21 protein-coding genes are annotated in these 19,851 nt (G+C 73.6%); 10 read left to right on the top strand and 11 right to left on the bottom strand.

Translation table 11 applies throughout. The features are described from left to right. Positions 1 to 149 precede the first annotated feature (149 nt). From A4A78_RS03560 to A4A78_RS18060, 5 genes are all read right to left on the bottom strand, one after another. A complete protein-coding gene (locus A4A78_RS03560) occupies positions 150 to 1,070 on the bottom strand; it encodes an NADP-dependent oxidoreductase (protein WP_156488544.1) in 921 nt (306 codons plus the stop codon). 108 nt (positions 1,071 to 1,178) lie between these two features. Then, positions 1,179 to 1,388, bottom strand: a complete 210-nt coding sequence (locus tag A4A78_RS03555) for a helix-turn-helix transcriptional regulator (RefSeq protein WP_062947025.1) — start codon at positions 1,386 to 1,388, stop codon at positions 1,179 to 1,181. Between the two features lie 12 nt (positions 1,389 to 1,400). Then, positions 1,401 to 1,787 (bottom strand): hypothetical protein, encoded by a 387-nt coding sequence (locus tag A4A78_RS03550; protein WP_062947024.1) that lies wholly within the window; start codon positions 1,785 to 1,787, stop codon positions 1,401 to 1,403. 112 nt (positions 1,788 to 1,899) lie between these two features. Continuing rightward, positions 1,900 to 2,670, bottom strand: a complete 771-nt coding sequence (locus A4A78_RS03545; RefSeq protein WP_062947023.1) for a CPBP family intramembrane glutamic endopeptidase — start codon at positions 2,668 to 2,670, stop codon at positions 1,900 to 1,902. 163 nt (positions 2,671 to 2,833) lie between these two features. Next, positions 2,834 to 3,241 (bottom strand): hypothetical protein, encoded by a 408-nt coding sequence (locus A4A78_RS18060; RefSeq protein WP_231880820.1) that lies wholly within the window; start codon positions 3,239 to 3,241, stop codon positions 2,834 to 2,836. On the opposite strand from A4A78_RS18060, the gene A4A78_RS18340 reads away from it, so the two are divergent. Continuing rightward, positions 3,197 to 3,556 (top strand): helix-turn-helix domain-containing protein, encoded by a 360-nt coding sequence (locus tag A4A78_RS18340; RefSeq protein ID WP_369816736.1) that lies wholly within the window; start codon positions 3,197 to 3,199, stop codon positions 3,554 to 3,556. The two genes, A4A78_RS18060 and A4A78_RS18340, sit on opposite strands and share 45 nt — an antisense overlap. A gap of 10 nt (positions 3,557 to 3,566) precedes the next feature. On the opposite strand, the gene A4A78_RS03530 is transcribed toward A4A78_RS18340, so the two are convergent. After that, positions 3,567 to 4,295, bottom strand: a complete 729-nt coding sequence (locus tag A4A78_RS03530) for a glycerophosphodiester phosphodiesterase family protein (RefSeq protein ID WP_062947020.1) — start codon at positions 4,293 to 4,295, stop codon at positions 3,567 to 3,569. A 279-nt stretch (positions 4,296 to 4,574) separates the two neighbouring features. Here A4A78_RS03530 and A4A78_RS03525 point away from each other — a divergent pair, with 279 nt between their 5' ends. Beyond that, entirely contained in the window at positions 4,575 to 5,333 is a 759-nt protein-coding gene (locus tag A4A78_RS03525; RefSeq protein WP_062947019.1) for a hypothetical protein, read from the top strand. Positions 5,334 to 5,471: 138 nt separating this feature from the next. On the opposite strand, the gene A4A78_RS03520 is transcribed toward A4A78_RS03525, so the two are convergent. The 4 genes from A4A78_RS03520 to A4A78_RS03505 all read right to left on the bottom strand — a co-directional run bounded on the left by A4A78_RS03520 (position 5,472) and on the right by A4A78_RS03505 (position 9,949). After that, positions 5,472 to 6,239: a glycerophosphodiester phosphodiesterase family protein gene (locus A4A78_RS03520; RefSeq protein WP_062947018.1), complete on the bottom strand. Its 768-nt coding sequence runs from the start codon at positions 6,237 to 6,239 to the stop codon at positions 5,472 to 5,474. 188 nt (positions 6,240 to 6,427) lie between these two features. Next, the gene (locus A4A78_RS03515; protein WP_062947017.1) at positions 6,428 to 7,828 is read right to left on the bottom strand and encodes an ABC transporter substrate-binding protein; all 1,401 of its coding nucleotides are present in this window, start codon (positions 7,826 to 7,828) and stop codon (positions 6,428 to 6,430) included. A gap of 172 nt (positions 7,829 to 8,000) precedes the next feature. Next, on the bottom strand, positions 8,001 to 8,924 hold the full coding sequence (locus tag A4A78_RS03510) for a carbohydrate ABC transporter permease (protein ID WP_062947016.1): 924 nt from the start codon (positions 8,922 to 8,924) through the stop codon (positions 8,001 to 8,003). Then, positions 8,921 to 9,949 carry a carbohydrate ABC transporter permease gene (locus tag A4A78_RS03505; protein WP_062947015.1) on the bottom strand — a complete coding sequence of 343 codons (1,029 nt, stop codon included), beginning with the start codon at positions 9,947 to 9,949 and terminating at the stop codon, positions 8,921 to 8,923. Before A4A78_RS03505 ends, A4A78_RS03510 begins: the two co-directional genes overlap by 4 nt. Before the next feature lie 568 nt (positions 9,950 to 10,517). Here A4A78_RS03505 and A4A78_RS03500 point away from each other — a divergent pair. The 3 genes from A4A78_RS03500 to A4A78_RS03490 all read left to right on the top strand — a co-directional run bounded on the left by A4A78_RS03500 (position 10,518) and on the right by A4A78_RS03490 (position 12,723). Beyond that, positions 10,518 to 11,567, top strand: a complete 1,050-nt coding sequence (locus A4A78_RS03500; RefSeq protein ID WP_062947014.1) for a LacI family DNA-binding transcriptional regulator — start codon at positions 10,518 to 10,520, stop codon at positions 11,565 to 11,567. Positions 11,568 to 11,672: 105 nt separating this feature from the next. Continuing rightward, on the top strand, positions 11,673 to 12,194 hold the full coding sequence (locus A4A78_RS03495) for a ferritin (protein WP_062947994.1): 522 nt from the start codon (positions 11,673 to 11,675) through the stop codon (positions 12,192 to 12,194). Between the two features lie 82 nt (positions 12,195 to 12,276). After that, positions 12,277 to 12,723 carry a VOC family protein gene (locus tag A4A78_RS03490; RefSeq protein WP_062947013.1) on the top strand — a complete coding sequence of 149 codons (447 nt, stop codon included), beginning with the start codon at positions 12,277 to 12,279 and terminating at the stop codon, positions 12,721 to 12,723. A gap of 120 nt (positions 12,724 to 12,843) precedes the next feature. Here A4A78_RS03490 and A4A78_RS03485 read toward each other — a convergent pair whose 3' ends face one another. Further along, positions 12,844 to 13,428 carry a YdeI family protein gene (locus tag A4A78_RS03485; RefSeq protein ID WP_062947012.1) on the bottom strand — a complete coding sequence of 195 codons (585 nt, stop codon included), beginning with the start codon at positions 13,426 to 13,428 and terminating at the stop codon, positions 12,844 to 12,846. Positions 13,429 to 13,486: 58 nt separating this feature from the next. On the opposite strand from A4A78_RS03485, the gene A4A78_RS03480 reads away from it, so the two are divergent. The 5 genes from A4A78_RS03480 to A4A78_RS03460 all read left to right on the top strand — a co-directional run bounded on the left by A4A78_RS03480 (position 13,487) and on the right by A4A78_RS03460 (position 19,684). After that, positions 13,487 to 14,557, top strand: a complete 1,071-nt coding sequence (locus A4A78_RS03480; RefSeq protein ID WP_062947011.1) for an LLM class flavin-dependent oxidoreductase — start codon at positions 13,487 to 13,489, stop codon at positions 14,555 to 14,557. 207 nt (positions 14,558 to 14,764) lie between these two features. Next, on the top strand, positions 14,765 to 15,769 hold the full coding sequence (locus tag A4A78_RS03475; protein WP_062947010.1) for an exodeoxyribonuclease III: 1,005 nt from the start codon (positions 14,765 to 14,767) through the stop codon (positions 15,767 to 15,769). Positions 15,770 to 15,987: 218 nt separating this feature from the next. After that, positions 15,988 to 17,640 (top strand): alkaline phosphatase, encoded by a 1,653-nt coding sequence (locus A4A78_RS03470; protein WP_197466621.1) that lies wholly within the window; start codon positions 15,988 to 15,990, stop codon positions 17,638 to 17,640. A 146-nt stretch (positions 17,641 to 17,786) separates the two neighbouring features. Further along, complete coding sequence (locus tag A4A78_RS03465; protein WP_062947009.1) at positions 17,787 to 18,734, top strand: hypothetical protein; 948 nt, start codon at positions 17,787 to 17,789, stop codon at positions 18,732 to 18,734. Beyond that, a complete protein-coding gene (locus A4A78_RS03460) occupies positions 18,725 to 19,684 on the top strand; it encodes a hypothetical protein (protein ID WP_156488543.1) in 960 nt (319 codons plus the stop codon). The genes A4A78_RS03465 and A4A78_RS03460 overlap by 10 nt, the downstream gene beginning before the upstream one ends. Positions 19,685 to 19,851: the final 167 nt, after the last annotated feature.

Raw genomic sequence — 19,851 nt, 5'->3', positions numbered from 1 at the left:
CGCACGCGGCGGGCGTGGCGGTGTGGGGGATGCGCGGGGCGCCGACGGGCACTGCGATGTGAGGCGCCCCACAGGGCGACGCCACCGTACCAAGCGGGCGCCGCGGCGTCAGCGGGTCCGGCCCGGCGGCCGACGGGCGCGCCGCGGCGTCAGTCGACGGTGAGGACGATCTTCCCGCGTGCGTGCCCCTCCATGCTCGCACGGAAGGCGTCGGCCGCCTCGGCGAGGGGGAAGGCGCGCTCGACGTCGATGCGGAGGTCCCCGGCCTCGGCGAGCTCGCCGAGCGCGGCGAGGTCCGCGGCGTCGGGCCGCACCCACAGGTACTCGCCGCCGGAGGCGGTGACGGAGTCGTCGGCGACGGAGCCGTGGCGACCGCCGTCCTTGAGCACGGCGAGGGTCTGCTCGAGCACGCCGCCGACGTAGTCGACCACGAGGTCGACGCCCTCCGGGGCGAGCGCGCGGACCCGCTCCTCCAGGCCGTCGCCGTACTCGACGGGCTCGGCGCCGAGGTCGCGCAGCCGCTCGTGGTTGCGCTCGGAGGCGGTGCCGATCACGCGGGCGCCGGCGGCTGCGGCGATCTGCACGGCGAAGGAGCCGACGCCGCCGTTCGCGCCGTGGACCAGCACGGTCCGCCCGGGCTCGAGGCCGAGGCGGTGGAGGGACTGGTGGGCGGTGAGCCCGGCGAGCGGCAGCGCCGCGGCCTGCTCGAAGGTGAGGGAGGCGGGCTTGTGGGCGGCGGCGCGGACGGGGACGGTCATCTTCTCGGCGAAGGAGCCGGCCTGGATCCAGTCCTTGCGGGCGTAGGCCATGACCTCGTCGCCGACGGAGAACTCGGGGACATCGAGGCCGACGGCGGCGACGACACCCGCGACGTCCCAGCCGGGGACGACGGGGAAGGTGGTGGTCATCAGCGGGTCGAGGCCGCCGGACATGACCTTCCAGTCCACGGGGTTCACGCCCGCGGCGCGGACGTCGAGGAGGATCTCGCCGGGGCCGACCTTCGGGTCCTCGAGCTCGGTGAGGGTGAGGACGTCGGGGCCGCCGTAGGTGCTGTAGGTGATTGCCTTCATGGCGGTGGGCAACGCGCGGCGCCCGCCCCGCATTCCTGCGGGACGGACGCTCGGCGTGTCGGGGCGGGATGTCGGGCCGGGAGGGTCGGGCCGGGGCCGGCTCCGGACTCAGGCGTCGGCCTCGGGCTCCCCCGGGTCGAAGACGTCCTCGATGCGGACCTCGAAGAGGCGGGCGATCGCGAAGGCGAGCGGGAGGGAGGGGTCGTACTTGTCGTTCTCGATGGCGATCACGGTCTGGCGGGAGACGCCGAGGGCCTTGCCGAGCTCGGCCTGGGACCAGCGGCGCTCGGCGCGGCGAGCCTTGATGTCGTTGCGCAAGGCGGGCTCCTCTCAGCGGTAGCGGACGGCGGAGACGACGGTGCCCGCAGCCCACGAGATCATCAGGATCGAGAAGGCGAAGATCCAGTTCAGGTGCGGGATCAGGAAGAACTGGAGGACCCCGACGGCGAGGATCAGTCCGGTCGAGACGACGAAGGCGACCATGACGGCCTCGGCGATCTTGCGCTGCTGGAACTCGTCGCCGCTGCGGTACATCCCGATGTTCGCCCAGGCCAGGAGGATCACGGCGGGGATCACGAGGAGCGCGGGGATCCAGGCGGGGAAGCCGGTGCCGTCGACGGCCACGGCGATCCCGAGGCCGATCGCGTAGAGGATCCAGGCGGCGACGGTGCGGAGGACGAAGGCGCGGTTGGCCGTGCGGCGGGCGGTGGTGGTCATGGGAAGGATCCTTCCAGGAGAGCGGTGCGGGGGAACGAGGCGGGCGGGTCGGGTGGTGCGCGGAGCCCCGGGGCCGGGGGCCGACGGCCCGGGCGGCCGACGGCCGACGGGCTCAGAGCAGGGCGAGCGCGAGGGTGGGCAGGCCCAGGAACAGCAGGTCCAGGCCCCAGTGGGCGAGGACGAGAGGCATGAGGCGCTTCATCCACAGCCACAGCCCGCCGAGGATCAGGCCGGCGAAGAGGGTGGTGAGCACCTTGGCGGCGACGTCGGGTCCGGAGGTGAGGGCGAAGCCGATGTGCTGGAGGCCGAAGACGACCGCGACGACGACGAGGGAGCCGATCCGGCCGAGGCCGCGCTCCAGGCGGGGCTGGGCGTAACCGCGGTAGACGGCCTCCTCGGCCAGGGCGATGCTCAGCGGGGCGACGAGGAAGGCCACCAGGCCCACCCAGAGCGGGATCGATGGTGCGGCCCCGGTGGCGGCGGGCGGTGCGCCGCCGAAGACGATCAGGTTCGCGGCGACGTTCGAGACCAGGAAGCCGATCAGCACGATCACGAGCATCAGAGCGCCCCAGGCGAGGTCGAGCCAGCGCCAGGAGCCGAAGAGGTCCCGCAGCCAGCGCCCCTCGAAGCGCATCGCCAGGCCGACGACGGCCAGGGCGATCACGTCGACGACGACCACCAAGGCGTTGGAGTAGACGAGGGAGAGGTTCAGGGCCAGCAGTCCGGCGCCCAGAGCGAGGATCAGGACGGGGCGGAGGGCGAGGACGCCGGCGATGCGGAGCATCGGCGCGACGGAGGCGTCGGCGGAGGGGAGAGCGGACGGGGCGACTGCAGCGGCGGATGCGGAGGAGGTGGGGACCGGGGCGGCGTCTGCGGTGTGCATGCCAGAAATGTAAGGCGTCCTTGACAGTTGAGTCAAGGGTTCTTGACAGATTTGGTCAAGCTTCCTTGACTCCACAGGTCAAGGGACCTTCACGCATCGGGGTCGCGCCCGGTCTCGACTCCCGGACGACGCGGTCATGGTCCCGCCCGTCGGCCGAGCTCGCTCAGCGCCGCCCGGCGACGAGGGCGTTCAGGCTGTCCGCGAAGCGCTGCGCGAGGGCGTCGCCGTCGGAGCGGATCCAGGTGCGGGCCCCGCCGCGGGTGCGCACGATGACGGGCCCCCTGAGGAAGCGACGGCGGAACTCGGCTCCGGCGATCTCCTGCGCGGGGAACTCCCTGATCAGGCGGTACGGCAGCACCGTGCCCCGCCGCAGGTGCAGCACCCTCCGGTCGGTGACCAGCAGGAGCGGATCCCACCAGGTGAGCCCGTTGCCCTCGAGCGCGAGCAGGACCGTCTCGTCCGGTGCGAGGAAGCGCCGGGCCACCGGTGCCCACGCGGCAGCGGGGACGGGCTTCTCCCGCCCGACCTGCAGCGCGGCGAGGAGACTGCCCAGCGGGTCAGGTGCACTCATCACGTCGGCGAGCGCTCGGTCGCCCGCCACCTGCTGCGCGCCCCGTCCCGCGGCGAGGGTCTCGAGCAGTGGGCGCAGTCGGCGCACTGCAGCGCCCGCACGCTGCAGCGCAGCTTCTCGTCGCAGACCGGCCTGAGCTTCAGCGCCTGGCGGACCCGGCTGCGGGTCCGGGCGGCGGTGCCGTTGCTGCGTGAGGGGGTGAGCGTCGCCCGGGCCGCCGAAGCGGTCGGCTTCTCCTCCCCCTCCGCGTTCTCGAGCGCCTGCCGCACGGTCACCGGGCGCACGCCCGGGTGTCTCCGCACGGCGGAGCTCTGAACACTCTGCCTCACTCCCGCACGTCGAGCTCCCGCTGCAGCCAGGCCGGGTCGTCGGTGGTGATCGTGTCGGCGCCGCAGGCGAGCGCGACTTCGAGCTGGGCGGCGCTGTTCACGGTCCAGGGGTTCAGGCGCAGGCCCGCCTCGTGCACCGCGCGCGCGGCCCGCAGGGAGAGTCCGTTAATCGCGGGGCCTATGCCGGCGGCGCCCAGCTCCGCCGCGGTCTTCAGCGCCTCCTCGTCCACGGCGCGCACGAGATAGGAGACGGGCGTGGTCGAGGCGCCGCGGCGGATCTCGGCGAGCGCCTCGGCGTGGAAGGAGATGACGGTAGAGCCGGCGGCCGGGTGGCCGGCGGGCAGCTCCTGCAGCAGCGTCGCCACCGCTGCGGCGGCGGCCGGCGCCTTGACCTCGATGAACAGCGGCACGGTGGTGAGCTCGAGCAGGTCGCGCAGGCTCGGCACCCGCTCGCCGCCCTCGAGCACGACGGTGTCGAGCTGGTCGCCCGTGAGCTCGGCGAGCGCACCGCTGCGCAGGGCCGAGTCCGCGGCGGCGGTGCGGTCGATGGTCTCGTCGTGCATGACGATCACCCGGCCGTCGGCGCTGAGGTGGACGTCGCACTCGAGCAGCTCGGCGCCGTCCTCGATCGCGCGACGGAAGGCGGCCAGGGTGTTCTCCGGGGCGTGGGCGGAGGCGCCGCGATGGCCGACGATCGCGGGACGGGCGGGGTGCTGCGGGGTCATGGTGCTCCTGGGACGGGGATGGTCGGGTCGGGGATGCGGGGGTCAGGACTGCGGGATCAGGACGGCGACGCCGGGGACGGAGGATGGGGCGGACGGGTCGAGCGTGGTGTGAAGCGGCGGGCACGGGGTCGGGTGCAGGGCCGACGCACCGGGCCGTCCGGGCGCGTCGTCGCGGAGATCTGGACCTCCAGCATGCCGCGGGGCACACTTGCACCCCGCGCTCCGACACGGGCCGGGGGCCCGTCCGCAGGGCGGGCAGCGACCGGGAGGGGGAATCCCATGTCCACCGCACGACACCCCATCGCACGACCCGATGCAGCGCGCACCGACTCCTCACCGCCCGATGCCGCGGCGGCCGAGGACGCCGCCGACACGCGCAGGCGCCGCCGCGGGGCGCTGCATCCGCGCGGGGGCCGACGACTGCTCGCACCGCTCGCGGGCCTCGCCGCGACCGCGGCGCTGCTCGCCGGCTGCGGCGGGACCGAGGCGCCCGCCGAGGACACCGCCTCGGCGACCTCCGAGGAGAGCAGCGCGGAGAGCGCCGACGAGGGCGGGGAGGGCTCCGAGACCGCGGAGCAGACCTCCGACGGCGGCGACGCCGCTGACGACACCGCCGGCGCGGACGAGGACGGAGACGACGCCGACGACGGCACCGATGACGACACGACCGACGGGGACGACGCCGACGACTCCACCGACGACGCTGATGACCCCGACTCCACCGACGGCCAGGACGGCACCGACAACACGGGCGGAGGCGGGGAGGTGAACCTCTTCGAGGGCACCTGGGGCATCGGCCACGACGAGAAGGCGCTCGATGCCGAGCAGCTCGCCGACCTGCTCGAGGAGCAGGCCGAGGCCCTCGGACCGTCGGAGATGAGCCTCGACGTGGAGTGCGAGGACGGGGTGGACACGGCCGTGCAGGACTACGAGGCCGCGTGCATCGCGTACGCCGACGAGGGCGTCGAGCACCCGTGGGCGATCACTGCAGGACCCGCCGACGGCGGGCTCGAGATCGAGGTCGCGAACGAGGGCTGAGCCGCACCCGCAGCAGGTGCCCGTCGGCTTGAGGCGCCTGCCCGCCGGCTCGCGGCACCTGCCCGTCGGCCCGCGCTCTCGGCGCCAGCCCGTCGGTTCGCGCCCGCGGCGCCCGCCGCTCGCGCACCCCCGACCGGCTCAGGCCGGGACATGGCCTGCCACCCGCGCCGCCGCCCAGACCGGGTCGTCGACGGTGAGGGTGTCGCAGCCGAGCTCGAGGGCCCGCTCGAGCTCCTCCTCGGTGCGTGCGGTCCACAGGTTCAGGGCGGCGCCGAGCTCGGCCGCGCGCTCGACGTCGGCCTGGCGGGCGTCGGCGATCCGCACGCCGGCGTGGACGACCCCGAGGTCTCGGCATGCCTGCCACCACTCGGGGCTCGTCGCGGTGGTGGTCAGCATCCGCGGGATCCAGGGCGCGACCTGCTGCGCGTGCCGCAGCGGCTCCTGGTGGAAGGAGAGCAGCACGGCCGGGGCGGCCGACGGGTCCGTCCAGGCCTCCGCGCCGCCGTCGCCGAACTCCTCGGCGAGGATCTCGAGCACCCGCTCCACGGCGCCCGGCGCCTTGATCTCCACCAGCAGCGGCACCCGGGTGCCGTCCTCGCGCACGGCCGCCTCGAGCACCTGGGAGAGGGTCGGGATGTGCTCGCCCTCCCCCACCAGCACGCGGTCCAGCTGGGCGCGGGTCAGGTCGGCGACCGCGCCGGTGCGCAGCGGGGAGTCGGCCTGCGCGGTGCGGTCCAGGGTCGCGTCGTGGAGGATCACGTCCTGGCCGTCGGCGCTGAGGTGGACGTCGCACTCGAGCAGCGTCGAGCCCTCGGCGACGCCGCGCCGGAAGGAGCGCACGGTGTTCTCGGGGTCGAGGGCGGCGGCGCCCCGGTGTCCGACGAGGGCGGGCTGCGTGGGAGTCATGATGGGTGGTTCTCCTGGGTGGGATGGTCGGCCAGGCGAGCGGCCGGGGCGGGCCGCGACGCGTACGGGCCGGAGAGGCCGACGGGATCGTGCGGACCGGGTGGTCAGGGGCGGGCCGCCATGGCCCGCCCCCGGGACGGCGGGGTCCCGGCCGCCGCGGCGACCGGGACCCGCTCAGGGCCGGTGGCTCAGTTCCAGCCCTCGAACTCCACGGCCTCGTAGTCCTCGCGGTTGTCGTCGAGGGTCTCCTGGAGGGTGGCCGCGAGCGCGTCGAGCACCTTCTTCGGATCGGCGCCGTCGCCGTAGACCTGCGCCTGCGCGGCGCCGATCTCGGTGACGGAGCCCTGGTCCCAGTTGGTGTAGTCCGCGGTGCGGGCGTTCTCGAGCTGGGCGAGCGCGACGCCGTAGTTCGGGTTCTCCGCGACGAGGTCCTTGACCGTCTGGGTGTCGGCCGCGGCCTTCACGATCGGGACGTAGCCGGTGCCCGCGTGCCACTCGGCGGACTTCTCCGGCTGGGCGAGGAAGCGGAACAGCTCGGCGCAGGCGTCCTGGCGGTCCTGGGAGTCGCTGCGCACGATCGAGAGGCCGGAGCCGCCGGTCGGGACCTGCTTCTCCTGGCCCTCCTTGGAGAGCATGAACGCGGTGCCGACCTCGAAGACGCCCTCGGTGGCGGCGGTGGTGCCGGTCAGCCCGGCGGTCGAGCCGCGCATACCGGCGGTGATGCCGGAGGCGAAGTCGGTGCCCGCGGCCTGCGCCATGTAGCCGAACTTGTCCTCGTGGATGAACTTGCGCTGCCACTCCAGCCACTCCACGCCGGCGTCCTCGTTGATCGTGACCTCGAAGTCCTCGTTCGCGTTCGCGCCGCCGAAGCCCCAGATGTCGGCCTGCGCGTGCCAGGCGTCGTCGGCCCCGACCGCGAGCGCGGCCAGCGGGCGGCCCTCGACCTCGATCTTCGCCAGCTCGGGCGCGAACTCGGCGAGGTCCTCCCAGGTCTCGGGGCCCTCCTCGGGCAGGCCCGCCTCGATGTAGCGGGTCTTGTTGTAGTAGAAGAGCGGGGTGGAGCGGGCGAAGGGCACCACGAAGGTCTCGCCGGCGGCCTTGCCCTCGGCGACGTAGTTGTCGATGTAGACGTCGAGGTTCCACTCGTCGTCGAAGTAGCTGTCCAGCGGGGCGAGCGCGTCGGAGTTGTGGAACTGGAGCCACTGCATCTCGGGGAAGCAGACGATGTCCGGGACCGTGCGGGCCTGGAGGGCCGCGGTGAACTTCTGGTTGAGGTCGGCGTAGCCGCCGACGGACTCGGCGATCGCGACGATCTCGTCCTGGGATTCGTTGAAGGCGGCGAACTGCTTGGCGAGGACCTCGTAGTTCACCCCGGTGAAGGGCGCCCAGAACAGGATCGGGGTGCGGCCCTCGTACTCGGAGGGGACGGTGAGGTCGGCCTGCGAGAAGCCGTCGCGGACGGAGGCGTCGGCGCTGCCGCCGCCCCCGCCGTTCGGGGCGCCGCAGGCGGCAAGGCCGGCGGCGCCGGCGCCCAGGCCGAGGGCCGCCATCATCGTGCGGCGGGAGAGGTTCAGGGGGCTGCGGGACATGTGCATCGCTCCTTGGAGACGGGCCGGACCGGAGGGCTCCGGTGCGGTCGGGCGGGGTCGTCGGGTCGTGCGGGACCGGGCCGGGCGCTCGTGCGCCCGGTCCGGCGGGTTCGGGGGTCGGGCCGGAGGGGCCCGGGACGGTCGGGACGGAGCGGAGCTCGTCCCGTCGGCCTCACTTCATGGCGCCGGCGGCGAGGCCGCCGATGATGCGCTTCTGGGCGAGGAAGAAGAGGATCAGCATCGGCAGGGAGACGAACACGGCGCCGGCCATGATCACGCCCCAGTTGCTGTAGCCCTCCTGGCTGCGCAGGAACAGCAGCCCGATGGGGAGGGTGCGCATGTCCTCGGTCGAGGTGACGATCAGCGGCCACACGTACTCGTTCCACTTCCCGACCATGACGATCAGGGTGGCGGTGAGGATCATGGGGCTCGACAGCGGCACCACGATGGTGAGCATGCGGCGGATGTGGCCGGCGCCGTCGATCTCCGCGGCCTGCAGGATGTCCTTGTCGATCGTGCGCATGTACTGGTAGATCAGGAACATCGCGAAGGCGCTGGCGATGCCGGGCAGGATGATCCCGGCGTAGGTGTTCAGCCAGCCGAGGTTCGCCACGGTGATGTAGTTGACGATCAGCGTCACGTGACCCGGCAGCATCAGCGAGGCGACGATCAGGCCGAACACGATCTTCTTGAACCGGAACTCGACGAACACGAAGGCGTAGGCGCACAGGATCGCGAGCACGATCTCGAGCACGGTGCCGACGCCGGTGGTGATGATCGAGTTCAGGAAGAAGCGATCGAACGCGGCGGCCTCCCAGGCGCCGACGAAGTTCGAGAACGTCAGCTCGGTGGGGATCCACTGCAGCGGCCAGGTGTAGATGTCCTGGTGCGGCTTCATGGCCGAGGAGAACAGCCAGTACAGCGGCACCAGGAACACCGCGATCGTCGCGAGGACGCCGAGGACCAGCAGACCGGTGACCCACGGCCGACGGCGGGGACCGCGACGGCGACCGGTGTTGCGGGGCACGGGGGCGCCCGCGGGGGCGGCCGTCCCGTCGGGGAGCTGGGCGGAGGGGGCGGAGCTCAGGGTGCTCATGAGTCGTAGTTCACCTTCTTCTCGCCGTAGCGGACCTGCACGTAGGTGATGACCAGGAGGATCGCGAGCAGCACGGTCGCGGCGGCCGAGGCGCTGCCGATGTCGAACTTCTGGAAGGCCTCCTCGTAGACCATCCAGCTCAGCGTGCTGGAGGAGGTCCCGGGGCCGCCGTTGGTCATGATCGAGATGATGTCGAAGGCCTGCGCGGCGGAGATGATGCCCGTGATCGAGAGGAAGAACGTGATCGGGCTGAGCAGCGGCAGGGTCAGGTGGCGGAAGAGCTTCCAGCCGTGCGCGCCGTCGAGGGCCGCGGCCTCGTAGAGGTCCTTCGGCAGGTCGAGGATCGCGGTGTAGCAGATGACCGTGACGAAGCCGAGACGCTGCCAGGTGTAGGCGATGGTGATCGACCACAGCGACCAGTCCGAGGTCGTGGTCCACGCCGGGGAGTCCGCGCCGAACAGCGAGAACGCCCAGCGGGAGAGGCCGTAGTTCGGGTCGAACATGAACAGCCACAGGATGCCGACGGCGGCGCCGGGCAGCATGTGCGGCGCGAACGCCATGGTCTGCGCGAAGCCCGTGAACGGGACCTTCGTGGCCAGCAGGCTGCCCAGCAGCAGGCCGAGCACGAGGGAGCCGATCACGCTGACCCCGGTGAAGATCAGCGTGTTCATCAGGACCTGGCCGAAGCTCGCCGAGGTGAACAGATCGACGTAGTTCGCCGCGCCCACCCACTCGGGGACGGGCTCGACGAAGTCCCACTCGAAGAAGCTCAGCCCGATGTTGTACAGCGCCGGGTAGTACGAGAAGACGATGATCGCGATCAGGTTCGGGGCGATCAGTGCGAGGAAGAGCAGCGCGTCGCGACGGACGCGGCGGCGGCGCTGGGGGGAGCGCCGACGGGCGGGCCGCTGCGCGGCGGGGGTCGCGCCGGCCGGCGCGGACTCGGCGGTCGCCTCGCTCGGCGACGCACCGGCAGCGGCGGCGGCCGTGCGGTCCGGGCCGTGGGTGCGGACGGGGGTTGTCATGGGAGCGCTCCCAGCTTCCTGGTCGGGACAGCTCCGAGGGGGCTGTCGGGGGACGACGGGCTGCGCGACGGACGCGCCCTGCCCGGGGCGGGCGGCCGTCGGCGGACTCGCGGGTCCGCCTCGCCCGCTGCGCAGGACCGGGATCCGGGAGCGGGCACATCGAGGATCCCTGCGGCCGCGGGGCGGGCGCCGGCGTCCTCGACGAGGCCACCGTAGGAAGGTGGGGGACGATCCGCCAAGGAGCCGTCGAGCTCGGTGAACCGACCGTGAACAGCGCCTGACCTCGCAGGTGGGAGCGCTCCCACGCCGTGCTCATCCGGCCTCCGGGTACCCCTGGGCACCGTCGGTCCGCCGCGCGTCCACCGGAAGTTCATCGTCCCGGTGCCGATTGTTCGTCGTCGGCCCGGTCGCGCTCCGGACCCCTTCCCCCGGTCTTCACCTGCAGGTCACCTGGGCGGTCCGCGGCGCCTTTCCGGCCGGGCTATCCTGCCCCGGACCAGCCGCCGACGCGACGCGCACCGGAGCGCACGCGCCGCACCCCGAGGCATCCGGGACGGGAGGAGCCGCCATGCCGCGCCAGCCCACCATGGAGGACGTCGCCCGCGCGGCCGGGGTCTCGCGCTCCACGGTCTCGCGGGTCTTCCAGAACGACGGGGAGCGGGTCTCCCCCGACACCCTCATCGCCGTGCACGAGGCCGCCACGCGCCTGGGCTACGTGCACAACCTCGTCGCCAGCGGACTCGCCATGCGCCACGGCCGCCAGCTGGGCCTGCTGATCCGCGACGGCACGAACCCCGCCTACGGGCATCTGCTCTCCGAGACGAACCGGGCGGTCGAGCGGGCAGGACGCACCCTCATCTCCGTGACCGCCTCCCGCCACGACTACGGCACCGCCGAGGTGGCCGGGCTGCGGCGCCTGCTCGGCCAACGCGTCGCCGGGGTGTTCGTCGGCACCGGCGTGACCGCCGCCGAGGACCTCGTGGAGACCGTGACCTCGGTGCCGCTGATGATCGTCGGCCGCCCCAACGAGCACCCCCGCATCGAGTCCATCAGCTACGACGAGCGCGCCCACGGCCGCGCGGTCGCCGACGAGATCGCCGCGCACGGGCACCGACGGGTCGTCGTGCTCACCGCGCCGCTGCTCTACTCGCGCGTGTTCGACCTGCGGATCCGCAGCCTGGTGGAGCGGTGCGCGGAGCTCGGCATCGCCACCCTCCCCGTGGACCTGCTGCCGGTGGAGCAGGGCGTGGTGCGCGCCCTGGACACCGCACGCGAGGAGCGCGCGAGCTGCATCGCCTGCCCCGTGGACTACGTCGCGCTCGATCTGCTGCGAGCCGCCGCCGAGCGGGGCGTGCGCATCCCCGAGGACGTCAGCACCCTCGGCTTCGACGGGCTCGGCGACGGCCTGGACCTGGTGGGGCTCGCGACGGTGCGCCTGCCCGTCGAGGAGGTCGCCGCCCGGGCGGTCGAGCGGATGGAGGAGCTGCTCGTCGCCGCGCAGGACGACCCCGAGGGCCCGCTCGCCGTCGCCCCGCCGCCGGCGCAGCACACACTCGTCGAGGGGGAGCCCGTGCCCGGACGCACCCTCGGGCCCGTGCCCGCTCACCTGCGGGGCTGAGCCGGCCGCGCACGGTCAGGCAAGCCTGCCCGAAGTGCATCATCGCAGGTCAGGGAAGGCTCACCAGGGGTGACAACGACTGGTCGGAGGACTACCGTCGTGGCCATGAAGATGAGCAACGATCTCGAGAAGAAGTTCCAGGAGCAGATCACCCTGGAGTTCGCCGCATCGATCACCTACCGCCAGCTCGCCATCGAGGCGGACGAGCAGGACCTCTCCGGCATCGCCGCGTGGCTGCGCCACCAGGCCGACGAGGAGATCGTCCACGCCAACAAGTTCATCCAGCACGTCTCGGACCGCGGCAACCACGCCGCGATCGGCGCCCTCTCCGAGCCCGGCGTGAAGCCCGGCCTCTCGGTGCTGGAGATCTTCGAGGCCGCGCTCGCCCACGAGGAGAAGGTCTCCGAGGCGATCCGCGAGCTCTACCGCAGCGCCGACAAGGAGGGCGACTACGACTCCCGCCCGCTGCTGAACTGGTTCGTCGACGAGCAGATCGAGGAGGAGGCCACCGTCTCCGAGATCATCGGCCGCGTGAAGCTGATCGGCGCGGACGGCTCCGGCCTGCTGCGCCTGGACGCCGAGCTGGGCTCCCGTCCCATCGAGTCCACCGAGGCCGACGAGGACTGAGCCTCCCCTCGCGGCCCGGGGCGTGGAAGACTGGCGCACCGGGCCGCGACGTCGCCGCCCGCCGACGAACCCGGAGGTCAGCATGCCGCAGCCGCAGAACTCGCCCTACGTCGCCTTCCCCGGAAACGGCCAGGAGGTCCTCGCCCACTGGCAGGAGCTGTTCGGCGGCGAGCTGGAGATGATGACCTACGACGAGATCCCGGATCTCTCGGGCTTCCCCTTCACCCCGCCCCGCGGCGCGGTCGCCCACGGCACGCTCACCGGCGGCCTGTTCACCGTCTCGGGCGGCGACGCGATCGGCGGGCCGGGTGACGAGCTGCCGCCGCTGGGCTCGGACGTCTACTCCTTCCTCATCGGGCTCGAGGACGTGGAGTCGGCGAAGGACCTCTTCGCACGGCTCGCCGAGGGCGGCGGGAAGGTCGCGATGCCCTTCGAGCTCGCACCCTGGGGCGACCACTACGGCCAGGTCGTCGACCGCTTCGGCGTGATGTTCGCGCTGGTCGTGGGCGGCAGCTCGACGCAGGGCTGAACGCAGGGTGTCGTCGGGCGCTCGACTCGGAGCCGAGCGCGCGGCGCGCTCGAACGGCGGTCGCGGCGCACCGCGGGCGCGCCGGGCACGACGCGCGTCGGCACCTCGCGGTGCCGCCCCTCAGCGCGCGCCCGACCCGCCGCCGCGCAGCCGGCGCACGGCCCGGGCGACGGCCCGCTCGCGCGCAGGGGCGTCGCGGGCGGAGAGCACCGGGTGCAGGACGCTGAAGCGGTTAGTGCGGTTCAGCGCCGCGAAGGCGGCGCGTGCCGCGTCGTCCTCGGCGAGCGCAGCCTCGAGCTGGGGCGGGACCTCGGCGGTGGCCGGGCCGGCATAGGCTGCGTCCCAGCGACCGTCCGCGCGGGCGCGCTCGACCTCTGCGCGACCGCGCTCGCGCATCCTTCCCTCCTCCTCGAGTCGGGCGATGAGCGCGACGTTGCGCTGCGACCAGATCGAGCGCGGCCGGCGCGGCGTGAAGCGCTGGAGGAAGGTCCTCTCGTCCCGGCTGCGCCGCTGGCCGTCGATCCAGCCGCTGCACAGCGCCTCGTCGAGGGCGTCCTGGTAGGACAGGGAGGTCGGCCGGCTGGTCCCCTTCTTCGCGAGCACGAGCCACTCGCCGTCGCTGCGGCCCTCGTGCGCGAGGAGCCAGTCGTGCCAGGCCGACGCGTCGGCCAGGACGAGAGGCTTCTCGGGGGTGCTCGCGGTCATGGCGGCATCCTTCCACCCCCTCTGGTTCTGTTTTCAACTACTTGGTATGGTTGCGGCCATGCGTGCCTTCGGATTCCTCAGCTTCGGCCACTACGGCGGCAGCCCCGCCCAGGGCGGGATCACCGCCCGCCAGATGCTCCACGACGCGATCGACATCGCCGTCGGCGCCGACGAGCTCGGCGTGAACGGCGCCTACTTCCGCGTCCACCACTACGCCCGCCAGTCCGCCGCGCCGATGCCGCTGCTGTCCGCGGTCGCCGCGCGCACGCAGCGGATCGAGGTGGGCACGGGCGTGATCGACATGCGCTACGAGAACCCGCTCTACCTCGCCGAGGAGGCCGCGGCCCTCGACCACATCGCCGACGGCCGCGTGGCGCTGGGCATCTCCCGCGGCGCGCCCGAGGCGGCCGATCGCGGCTGGGAGTCCTTCGGCTACACCGGCTCGACCGACCCGCGCGGCGCGGACATCGCCGCGGCGAAGTTCGAGACCTTCCTGCAGGCCATCCAGGGCCACCCGATGACCCGTGCGGCGGCGCAGCCCTACATGTCCGACGCCGCCCCGCACGCCCCGCTCGCGATCGAGCCGCAGTCCGAGGAGCTCATCCGCCACATCTGGTGGGGCTCGGGCTCCCGCGCGACCGCCGAGCGCACCGGGCAGCAGGGCCTGAACATGATGAGCTCGACCCTGCTCACCGAGGCGAACGGCTCCGCCTTCGGCGACCTCCAGGCCGAGCAGATCGATGTCTTCCGCGAGGCGTTCCGCGAGGCCGGGCACACCCACGTCCCGCGCGTCTCCGTCTCCCGCAGCGTCTTCCCGATCCTCAGCGATCGCGACCGGGTGCTGTTCGGTGCGGGCGGCGGCAGCGGCGGCGACCAGATCGGGATCATCGACGGCACCCGCTCCACCTTCGGCCGCACCTACGTGGGCGAGCCCGACCGGCTGATCGAGCAGCTGAAGGCCGACGCCGCCGTGATGTCCGCCGACACCCTGCTGCTGACGATCCCGAGCCAGGCCGGCGTCGATCTGAACCTCGAGATCCTCGAGAACTTCGCGACGCACGTCGCCCCCGAGCTCGGCTGGAAGCCCAACACCGAGGGCCCCGTCGTCGGCGACCCCGTCACCGCCTGACGAGATGTTCCGGCGACCGGGCAGGCTCGGCGGCCGGTCGTGCGGACGGACAGGCGGGCACGTGACCTGGCGTGGCGCGCGGCCCCGGCGCGGACGGGCGCTCTACGGCACGACGTGGCGATATCGCCACGTCGTGCCGTAGAGCGCCCGCGCAGCCCGGCCGACGACGACGAGACCGACGGAGACGGCACCGCGTAGCCTGCGGGGATGCTCCGCATCGCCTCCGCCAACGTCAACGGGATCCGCGCCGCCCACCGCCGGGGCTTCGGCGACTGGCTCACCACGCGCGGCTGCGACGTGATCGCGCTGCAGGAGGTGCGAGCCCAGGCCTCGAAGCTCCCCGAGGAGGCCTTCGGCGACTTCCACGTCGCCCTCGAGACCGGGACGCTGCCGGGCCGGAACGGGGTCGCGGTGCTGACCCGTCGGCCGCCCGCGGCGGTGCGCACCTGGTCCGGGACGGCGCTGCTCGGCGGCCCGCCGGGGGAGCCCGCCCAGCTCAGCACGCCGACGGGCGAAGTGCTGGCGCTGGATCCCCCGCGGCGGCCGACGGACGACGTCGCCGCCGGCCCCGCGCTCAACCCGATCCCCGCCCCGGACCGGGTGCCGCTCGCCCGCGGACTCTCGCGCTTCGTCGCCGAGGGCCGCTACCTCGAGGTGGACCTCGCGGACGCCCCGGTCACGATCGCCTGCCTCTACCTGCCCAAGGGCGGGCTGCCCGCGCATCTGCAGCGACCCGAGCGGATGCGGGAGGCGCCCGACGGCGGCGCGAAGTACGCGCGGAAGATGCAGTTCATGGACGGCTTCGCCCGCTACCTGACCCGCACGCGCCGCGCCGCCGCGGCCGACGGTCGGGAGTTCCTGCTGATGGGAGACCTGAACATCGCCCACACCCGGCAGGACCTCGCCGCCTGGCGCCGCAACCAGCAGACCGACGGGTTCCTGCCCGAGGAGCGGGAGTGGCTCGGGCAGCAGCTCTCCCCGCGCACGCTCGTGGACGTGGTGCGGCGCCTGCACCCGGACGAGGACGGCCCCTACTCGTGGTGGTCCTGGCTCGGGCAGTCCTTCACCAACGACACCGGGTGGCGGATCGACTATCACCTGGCCACGCCTCGCCTGGCGCGTTCGGCGGTGCGCGCGACCGTGGACCGGGAGCACGACGGCATGCGGCTGTCCGACCACTCCCCCGTCGTCGTCGACTACGACCTGGGCTGACCAGGCGCCCGGCTCGGACGGAGGGCACGCCGCCGGCGTCGCCGACGAGGACGCCTTCCCACGCCCTGCCAGGTCGACCATGACGCTTCCGTGAACCGCCGCGCACGCACGAGTGGCCACTCGATGCACATCTCGCGTGCTCGGGGCGAAGCGACCGCGCACGCCGTCCCGTCCGGTGAGCATGGTCGTCGCCCTCCCCCTCCCGGACAAGGACGACCATGGACCTCTCCTCCGACCTCCGCCCCGCCGAGCCCGCCCCGCCCACCCGCTTCGTCGCCCCCGACCGCGGCGCGAACCTCGCCCGTCGGCGCCGGATGACCCGCCGCCACTTCACCGCCGCCTCGCTGACCACGCTCACCGCGGCCGGGGTGCTCGGCACGGCGCCGGCCCTCGCCGACGACGGGGCCTGGCGCCGCCAGGACCCGTTCACCCTCGGCGTCGCCTCGGGCGATCCGACCTCGAGCTCCGTGGTGCTGTGGACCCGCCTGGCCGTGGACCCGCACGTGCTGGACGGCCGCGGCGGCATGCCCTCGGTGCCGGTCGAGGTGCGCTGGGAGCTGGCCCGCGACGAGCGCTTCCGCGACATCGTGCGCCGCGGCACCGAGATCGCCCTGCCCGAGGAGGGCCACAGCCTGCATGTCGAGCTCGAGGACCTCCCCGCGGACTCCGAGTTCTTCTACCGCTTCCGCACCGGCCGCCACGTCTCCCGCACCGGCCGCACGCTGACCACGCCCGCCGCGGGCAGCAGCCGGAACCTACGCATGGTGCACCTGTCCTGCTCCCACTGGGAGGGCGGCTGGTTCACCGCCTACCGTCGTGCGGCCGAGGACCGCCCCGACCTGGTCTTCGCCCTCGGCGACTACATCTACGAGGGCGGGCCCGGCTCCTCCACGATCCGCAAGCACCCCCACAAGCTGTGCACCACGCTGGAGGACTACCGCCTGCGCTACGCGACCTACAAGACCGATCCCGACCTGCAGGAGCTGCACGCGACCGCGCCGTGGATCGTGACCTGGGACGATCACGAGATCCAGGACAACTGGGCGGGCGTGCACCCGAAGGACGGGGTGCCCACCGACGCCTGGATGGCCCGCCGGATCGCCGCCCAGCAGGCCTACTACGAGAACATGCCGCTGCGGCGCAGCAGCGCCCCCGTCGGCTCCTCCATCCAGCTGTTCCGCCGCCTGCACTGGGGCGACCTGGCGACCTTCCACGTGCTGGACACCCGCCAGTACCGCGACCTCCAGGCCTGCCACGACGGCGGGAAGACCTGGTGGTTCACCGACTGCGCGGAGCAGGAGGACCCCGAGCGCACGATCCTCGGCGCGGACCAGATGCAGTGGCTGCAGGACGGGATGATCGAGGCGGGGACGACCTGGCAGCTGCTCGCCCAGAGCGTCTTCTTCGCCAAGCGAGACAACGCCCCCGGCCCGGAGAGGACGACCCTGAGCTCCGACGGATGGGACGGCTATCGCGCCGACCGCGACCAGATCGTGCGCACCTGGGACGAGCACGAGGTCGCGACCCCGGTCGTGCTCACCGGCGACGTGCACGTCCACTTCGCCAACGAGCTCAAGGCCGACTTCTGGGAGCCGGACTCCTCGACCCTCGGCGTCGAGCTGGTGACCACGGCGGTGACCTCGGGCGGCGACGGCAGCGACAAGGCCAACGGCGAGGACGACGTGTACGCCGAGAACCCGCACATCAAGTACATCAAGAGCCGGCGCGGCTACGTCCTGTCCGAGTACTCGACCGAGGAGCTGAAGGTCGAGTACAAGACCCTCGACGCGGTGACCCGCCCAGGCGCCGAGATCCAGGTGGACCGCACCTACGTGGTGCCCGCCGGGGCGCCGGCGCTGCACCAGGCGTGAGAGGCGGGCCGAGCCCCGTCGGCCGCTCGCCGAATGACCGCGGTGATCTGCACCAGCACCCCTTCCGCGGAGGTTCCCGTCGAGTAAGCTGGGCGCCGTGAGCGTCGGTGGGGCGCTCGCCCCACACACCAGCACGGAGGACCGTGATGCCGCAGCATGCCGCCGCCCCGGCCGCGCCTGCTGCACCCTTCTCCCCGTCCTCGGCCCTGACCGGCACCGAGGCCTCGCGCCGACTGCTGCATCCGGAGTCCGAGGCCCCTGCGCTGACGCTGTGGGGCTCCTCCTCGATGAGCTCCGAGGGCGGCGACGAGGCGACCGCCGTGCCGGTGCGCATCCACGAGCACCTCGCGCTCGCGGCGGCCCCCGCTCCCGTGCACCCCTTCGGCGTGGGCGCGTCCTGGTCCCGGCACACCCTGCTCCAGCGCGGCCTGGACACCCCGACGCTGATCGGCCGGGGCGACCCCGAGCCGGGCACCTCCCGCCTCGAGGTCACGCTCGACTCCGACCTCGCCCCGTCCGGCCCGATCCGGGTGCCGGGCCGGGTCGACGGGATCGACGGGGTCCTCGACGGCAGCTCGGGGACCTGGTACTTCACCCCGTCGGACCCCGCGGACGCGGTCACCGGCGGCGTGTTCGTCTCCTCGCTCGCCGAGATCGCGGAGGGATCGCGGCAGGTGCTGTGGATGGGAAAGAACAACATCCGCGACGTCGAGGGGGTGCTCGAGCACACCGCCCGGATGGCCAAGGCCGCCGCGCCCGGGGACACGCTCGTCCTCGGCCACTGGTGCACGGAGCACGACGAGGCCGGCTCGGCGACGGGAGCGGCCGTCGCTGAGGTCAACGCCGGGCTCGCGGAAGCTCATCGCGATCACTTCCTGGACGTGCAGCACCTGCTGACCGGGGAGGAGGGCCTGGCCAGCTCCCCGCTCGCGCCGCTGCAGCTGCTCGAGCAGGGCACCACCCACGACGCCCTCGCCCGGGCCGTGGTGCCGCCGCTGCTGATCGCCTCCGACGGCATTCACCTCAACGGCTGGGGGAACCTGGTGCTGAGCTGGGCGATCGTGCGACGGATGCAGGAGCTGCGGTGGCTCTGAGACGACCTGCGGCGCCGCGCGTGCGCCCCGACCGGCCCGGCGCCCCGGCCCCGGCCGCCACCCGCGCCGTGCTCGTGACCCCTGCGGCCTCCGCACCGGAGCCGGTCGCTGCGGCACCCGTCGACGAGCCGACGGCCGTGGAGCCGACCGCCCTCGCCGCCGCACCGGCCCTGCCGGAGGTGCAGCCTGCCCCCTTCGAGGCCGCGCCGCAGACCGTCGCGCCGGCGCCGGAGCAGCGCCCCGTCGGCCCCGCCCCTGCCCGCCCCGCGCCGCCGCGCCGCACCCTGCTGCTCGCAGGGGCCGCGGCCGCCGCCGTGGTCGGCGCGGTCTCCGCCGGGGTCGTGCTCCCGCGCGTGCTCGGTCCTGCCACCAGCCCGTTCTCCGATGTGGCCGACGGCGATGCCGGGCTCGAGGCGATGGTCTGGGCGGACGTCACCGGCGTGCTGCCCGCGGCCGGCGGCGCCTTCTCGCCGGAGGCGGTCGTGACCCGGGGCGAGGTCGCCGCGGCCCTGCACCGCTTCGCAGGCACCCCGGCGGTGCCGCTCGAGGACGTGCCGGTGCTCATCGTCGACCTCGGCGAGGACCCGGAGCAGGCCTCCGCCCTGCTGTGGCTGCACGGCCGCGGTGCGCTCTGGGGCGATGCCGAGCTGAAGGTCCATCCCGACGACCCCGCGACCCGCGAGGGGGCCTCGGGGATGCTCGCCGCGCTGCTGCGTCCCGCCCTCGCGGGGATCGGCGCGGTCTGGCCCGCGGGCGGGGCCGACGGGCCCGGCGCGGCCGAAGGGAAGGACATCCCCGGGGGAATCTCGCCGGACGCGGCCTGGCTGACCAGCGCCGGGATGGCTCCCGACGGGTCGACGCACTGGCAGGGCGAGCAGGCGGTGACCCGCGCCGAGCTCGCGGCCGTGCTGCACCGCGCCGACGGCGTCATCGCGGACGCGCTCGGCTGAGCGACCCACCCGCGCCGCGATCGCTCCTCACCGCGGCCGCCCCGCCGGTCGCCGGTGCCCGTCGGCCCGTCGGACCATCGGCCCCGTCGACCCGGCTGCCCCGTCGACCCCGTCGGCCCGGCCGCCCCACCGACCCGGCTGCCCCACCGGCCCGTCGGCCCCGAGGC

It is taken from the genome of Brachybacterium sp. sponge (assembly GCF_001613775.1).
GTDB classification, from domain to species: Bacteria; Actinomycetota; Actinomycetes; order Actinomycetales; family Dermabacteraceae; genus Brachybacterium; species Brachybacterium conglomeratum.
Note: the sequence above shows the minus strand (reverse complement) of the source record. Positions and strands in the feature narration are given on the sequence as shown.

Excerpts from the sequence above, each read along its gene's own strand:
- A4A78_RS03545 (WP_062947023.1), bottom strand. The coding sequence starts at position 2,670 with ATGCACACCGCAGACGCCGCCCCGGTCCCCACCTCCTCCGCATCCGCC.
- A4A78_RS03475 (WP_062947010.1), top strand. The coding sequence starts at position 14,765 with ATGCTCCGCATCGCCTCCGCCAACGTCAACGGGATCCGCGCCGCCCAC.
- A4A78_RS03560 (WP_156488544.1), bottom strand. The coding sequence starts at position 1,070 with ATGAAGGCAATCACCTACAGCACCTACGGCGGCCCCGACGTCCTCACC.
- A4A78_RS03520 (WP_062947018.1), bottom strand. The coding sequence starts at position 6,239 with ATGACTCCCACGCAGCCCGCCCTCGTCGGACACCGGGGCGCCGCCGCC.
- A4A78_RS03485 (WP_062947012.1), bottom strand. The coding sequence starts at position 13,428 with ATGACCGCGAGCACCCCCGAGAAGCCTCTCGTCCTGGCCGACGCGTCG.
- A4A78_RS03490 (WP_062947013.1), top strand. The coding sequence starts at position 12,277 with ATGCCGCAGCCGCAGAACTCGCCCTACGTCGCCTTCCCCGGAAACGGC.
- A4A78_RS03505 (WP_062947015.1), bottom strand. The coding sequence starts at position 9,949 with ATGACAACCCCCGTCCGCACCCACGGCCCGGACCGCACGGCCGCCGCC.
- A4A78_RS03550 (WP_062947024.1), bottom strand. The coding sequence starts at position 1,787 with ATGACCACCACCGCCCGCCGCACGGCCAACCGCGCCTTCGTCCTCCGC.
- A4A78_RS03510 (WP_062947016.1), bottom strand. The coding sequence starts at position 8,924 with ATGAGCACCCTGAGCTCCGCCCCCTCCGCCCAGCTCCCCGACGGGACG.
- A4A78_RS03515 (WP_062947017.1), bottom strand. The coding sequence starts at position 7,828 with ATGTCCCGCAGCCCCCTGAACCTCTCCCGCCGCACGATGATGGCGGCC.
- A4A78_RS03470 (WP_197466621.1), top strand. The coding sequence starts at position 15,988 with ATGGACCTCTCCTCCGACCTCCGCCCCGCCGAGCCCGCCCCGCCCACC.
- A4A78_RS03530 (WP_062947020.1), bottom strand. The coding sequence starts at position 4,295 with ATGACCCCGCAGCACCCCGCCCGTCCCGCGATCGTCGGCCATCGCGGC.
- A4A78_RS03480 (WP_062947011.1), top strand. The coding sequence starts at position 13,487 with ATGCGTGCCTTCGGATTCCTCAGCTTCGGCCACTACGGCGGCAGCCCC.
- A4A78_RS03465 (WP_062947009.1), top strand. The coding sequence starts at position 17,787 with ATGCCGCAGCATGCCGCCGCCCCGGCCGCGCCTGCTGCACCCTTCTCC.
- A4A78_RS03495 (WP_062947994.1), top strand. The coding sequence starts at position 11,673 with ATGAAGATGAGCAACGATCTCGAGAAGAAGTTCCAGGAGCAGATCACC.
- A4A78_RS03500 (WP_062947014.1), top strand. The coding sequence starts at position 10,518 with ATGCCGCGCCAGCCCACCATGGAGGACGTCGCCCGCGCGGCCGGGGTC.
- A4A78_RS03525 (WP_062947019.1), top strand. The coding sequence starts at position 4,575 with ATGTCCACCGCACGACACCCCATCGCACGACCCGATGCAGCGCGCACC.
- A4A78_RS18060 (WP_231880820.1), bottom strand. The coding sequence starts at position 3,241 with ATGAGTGCACCTGACCCGCTGGGCAGTCTCCTCGCCGCGCTGCAGGTC.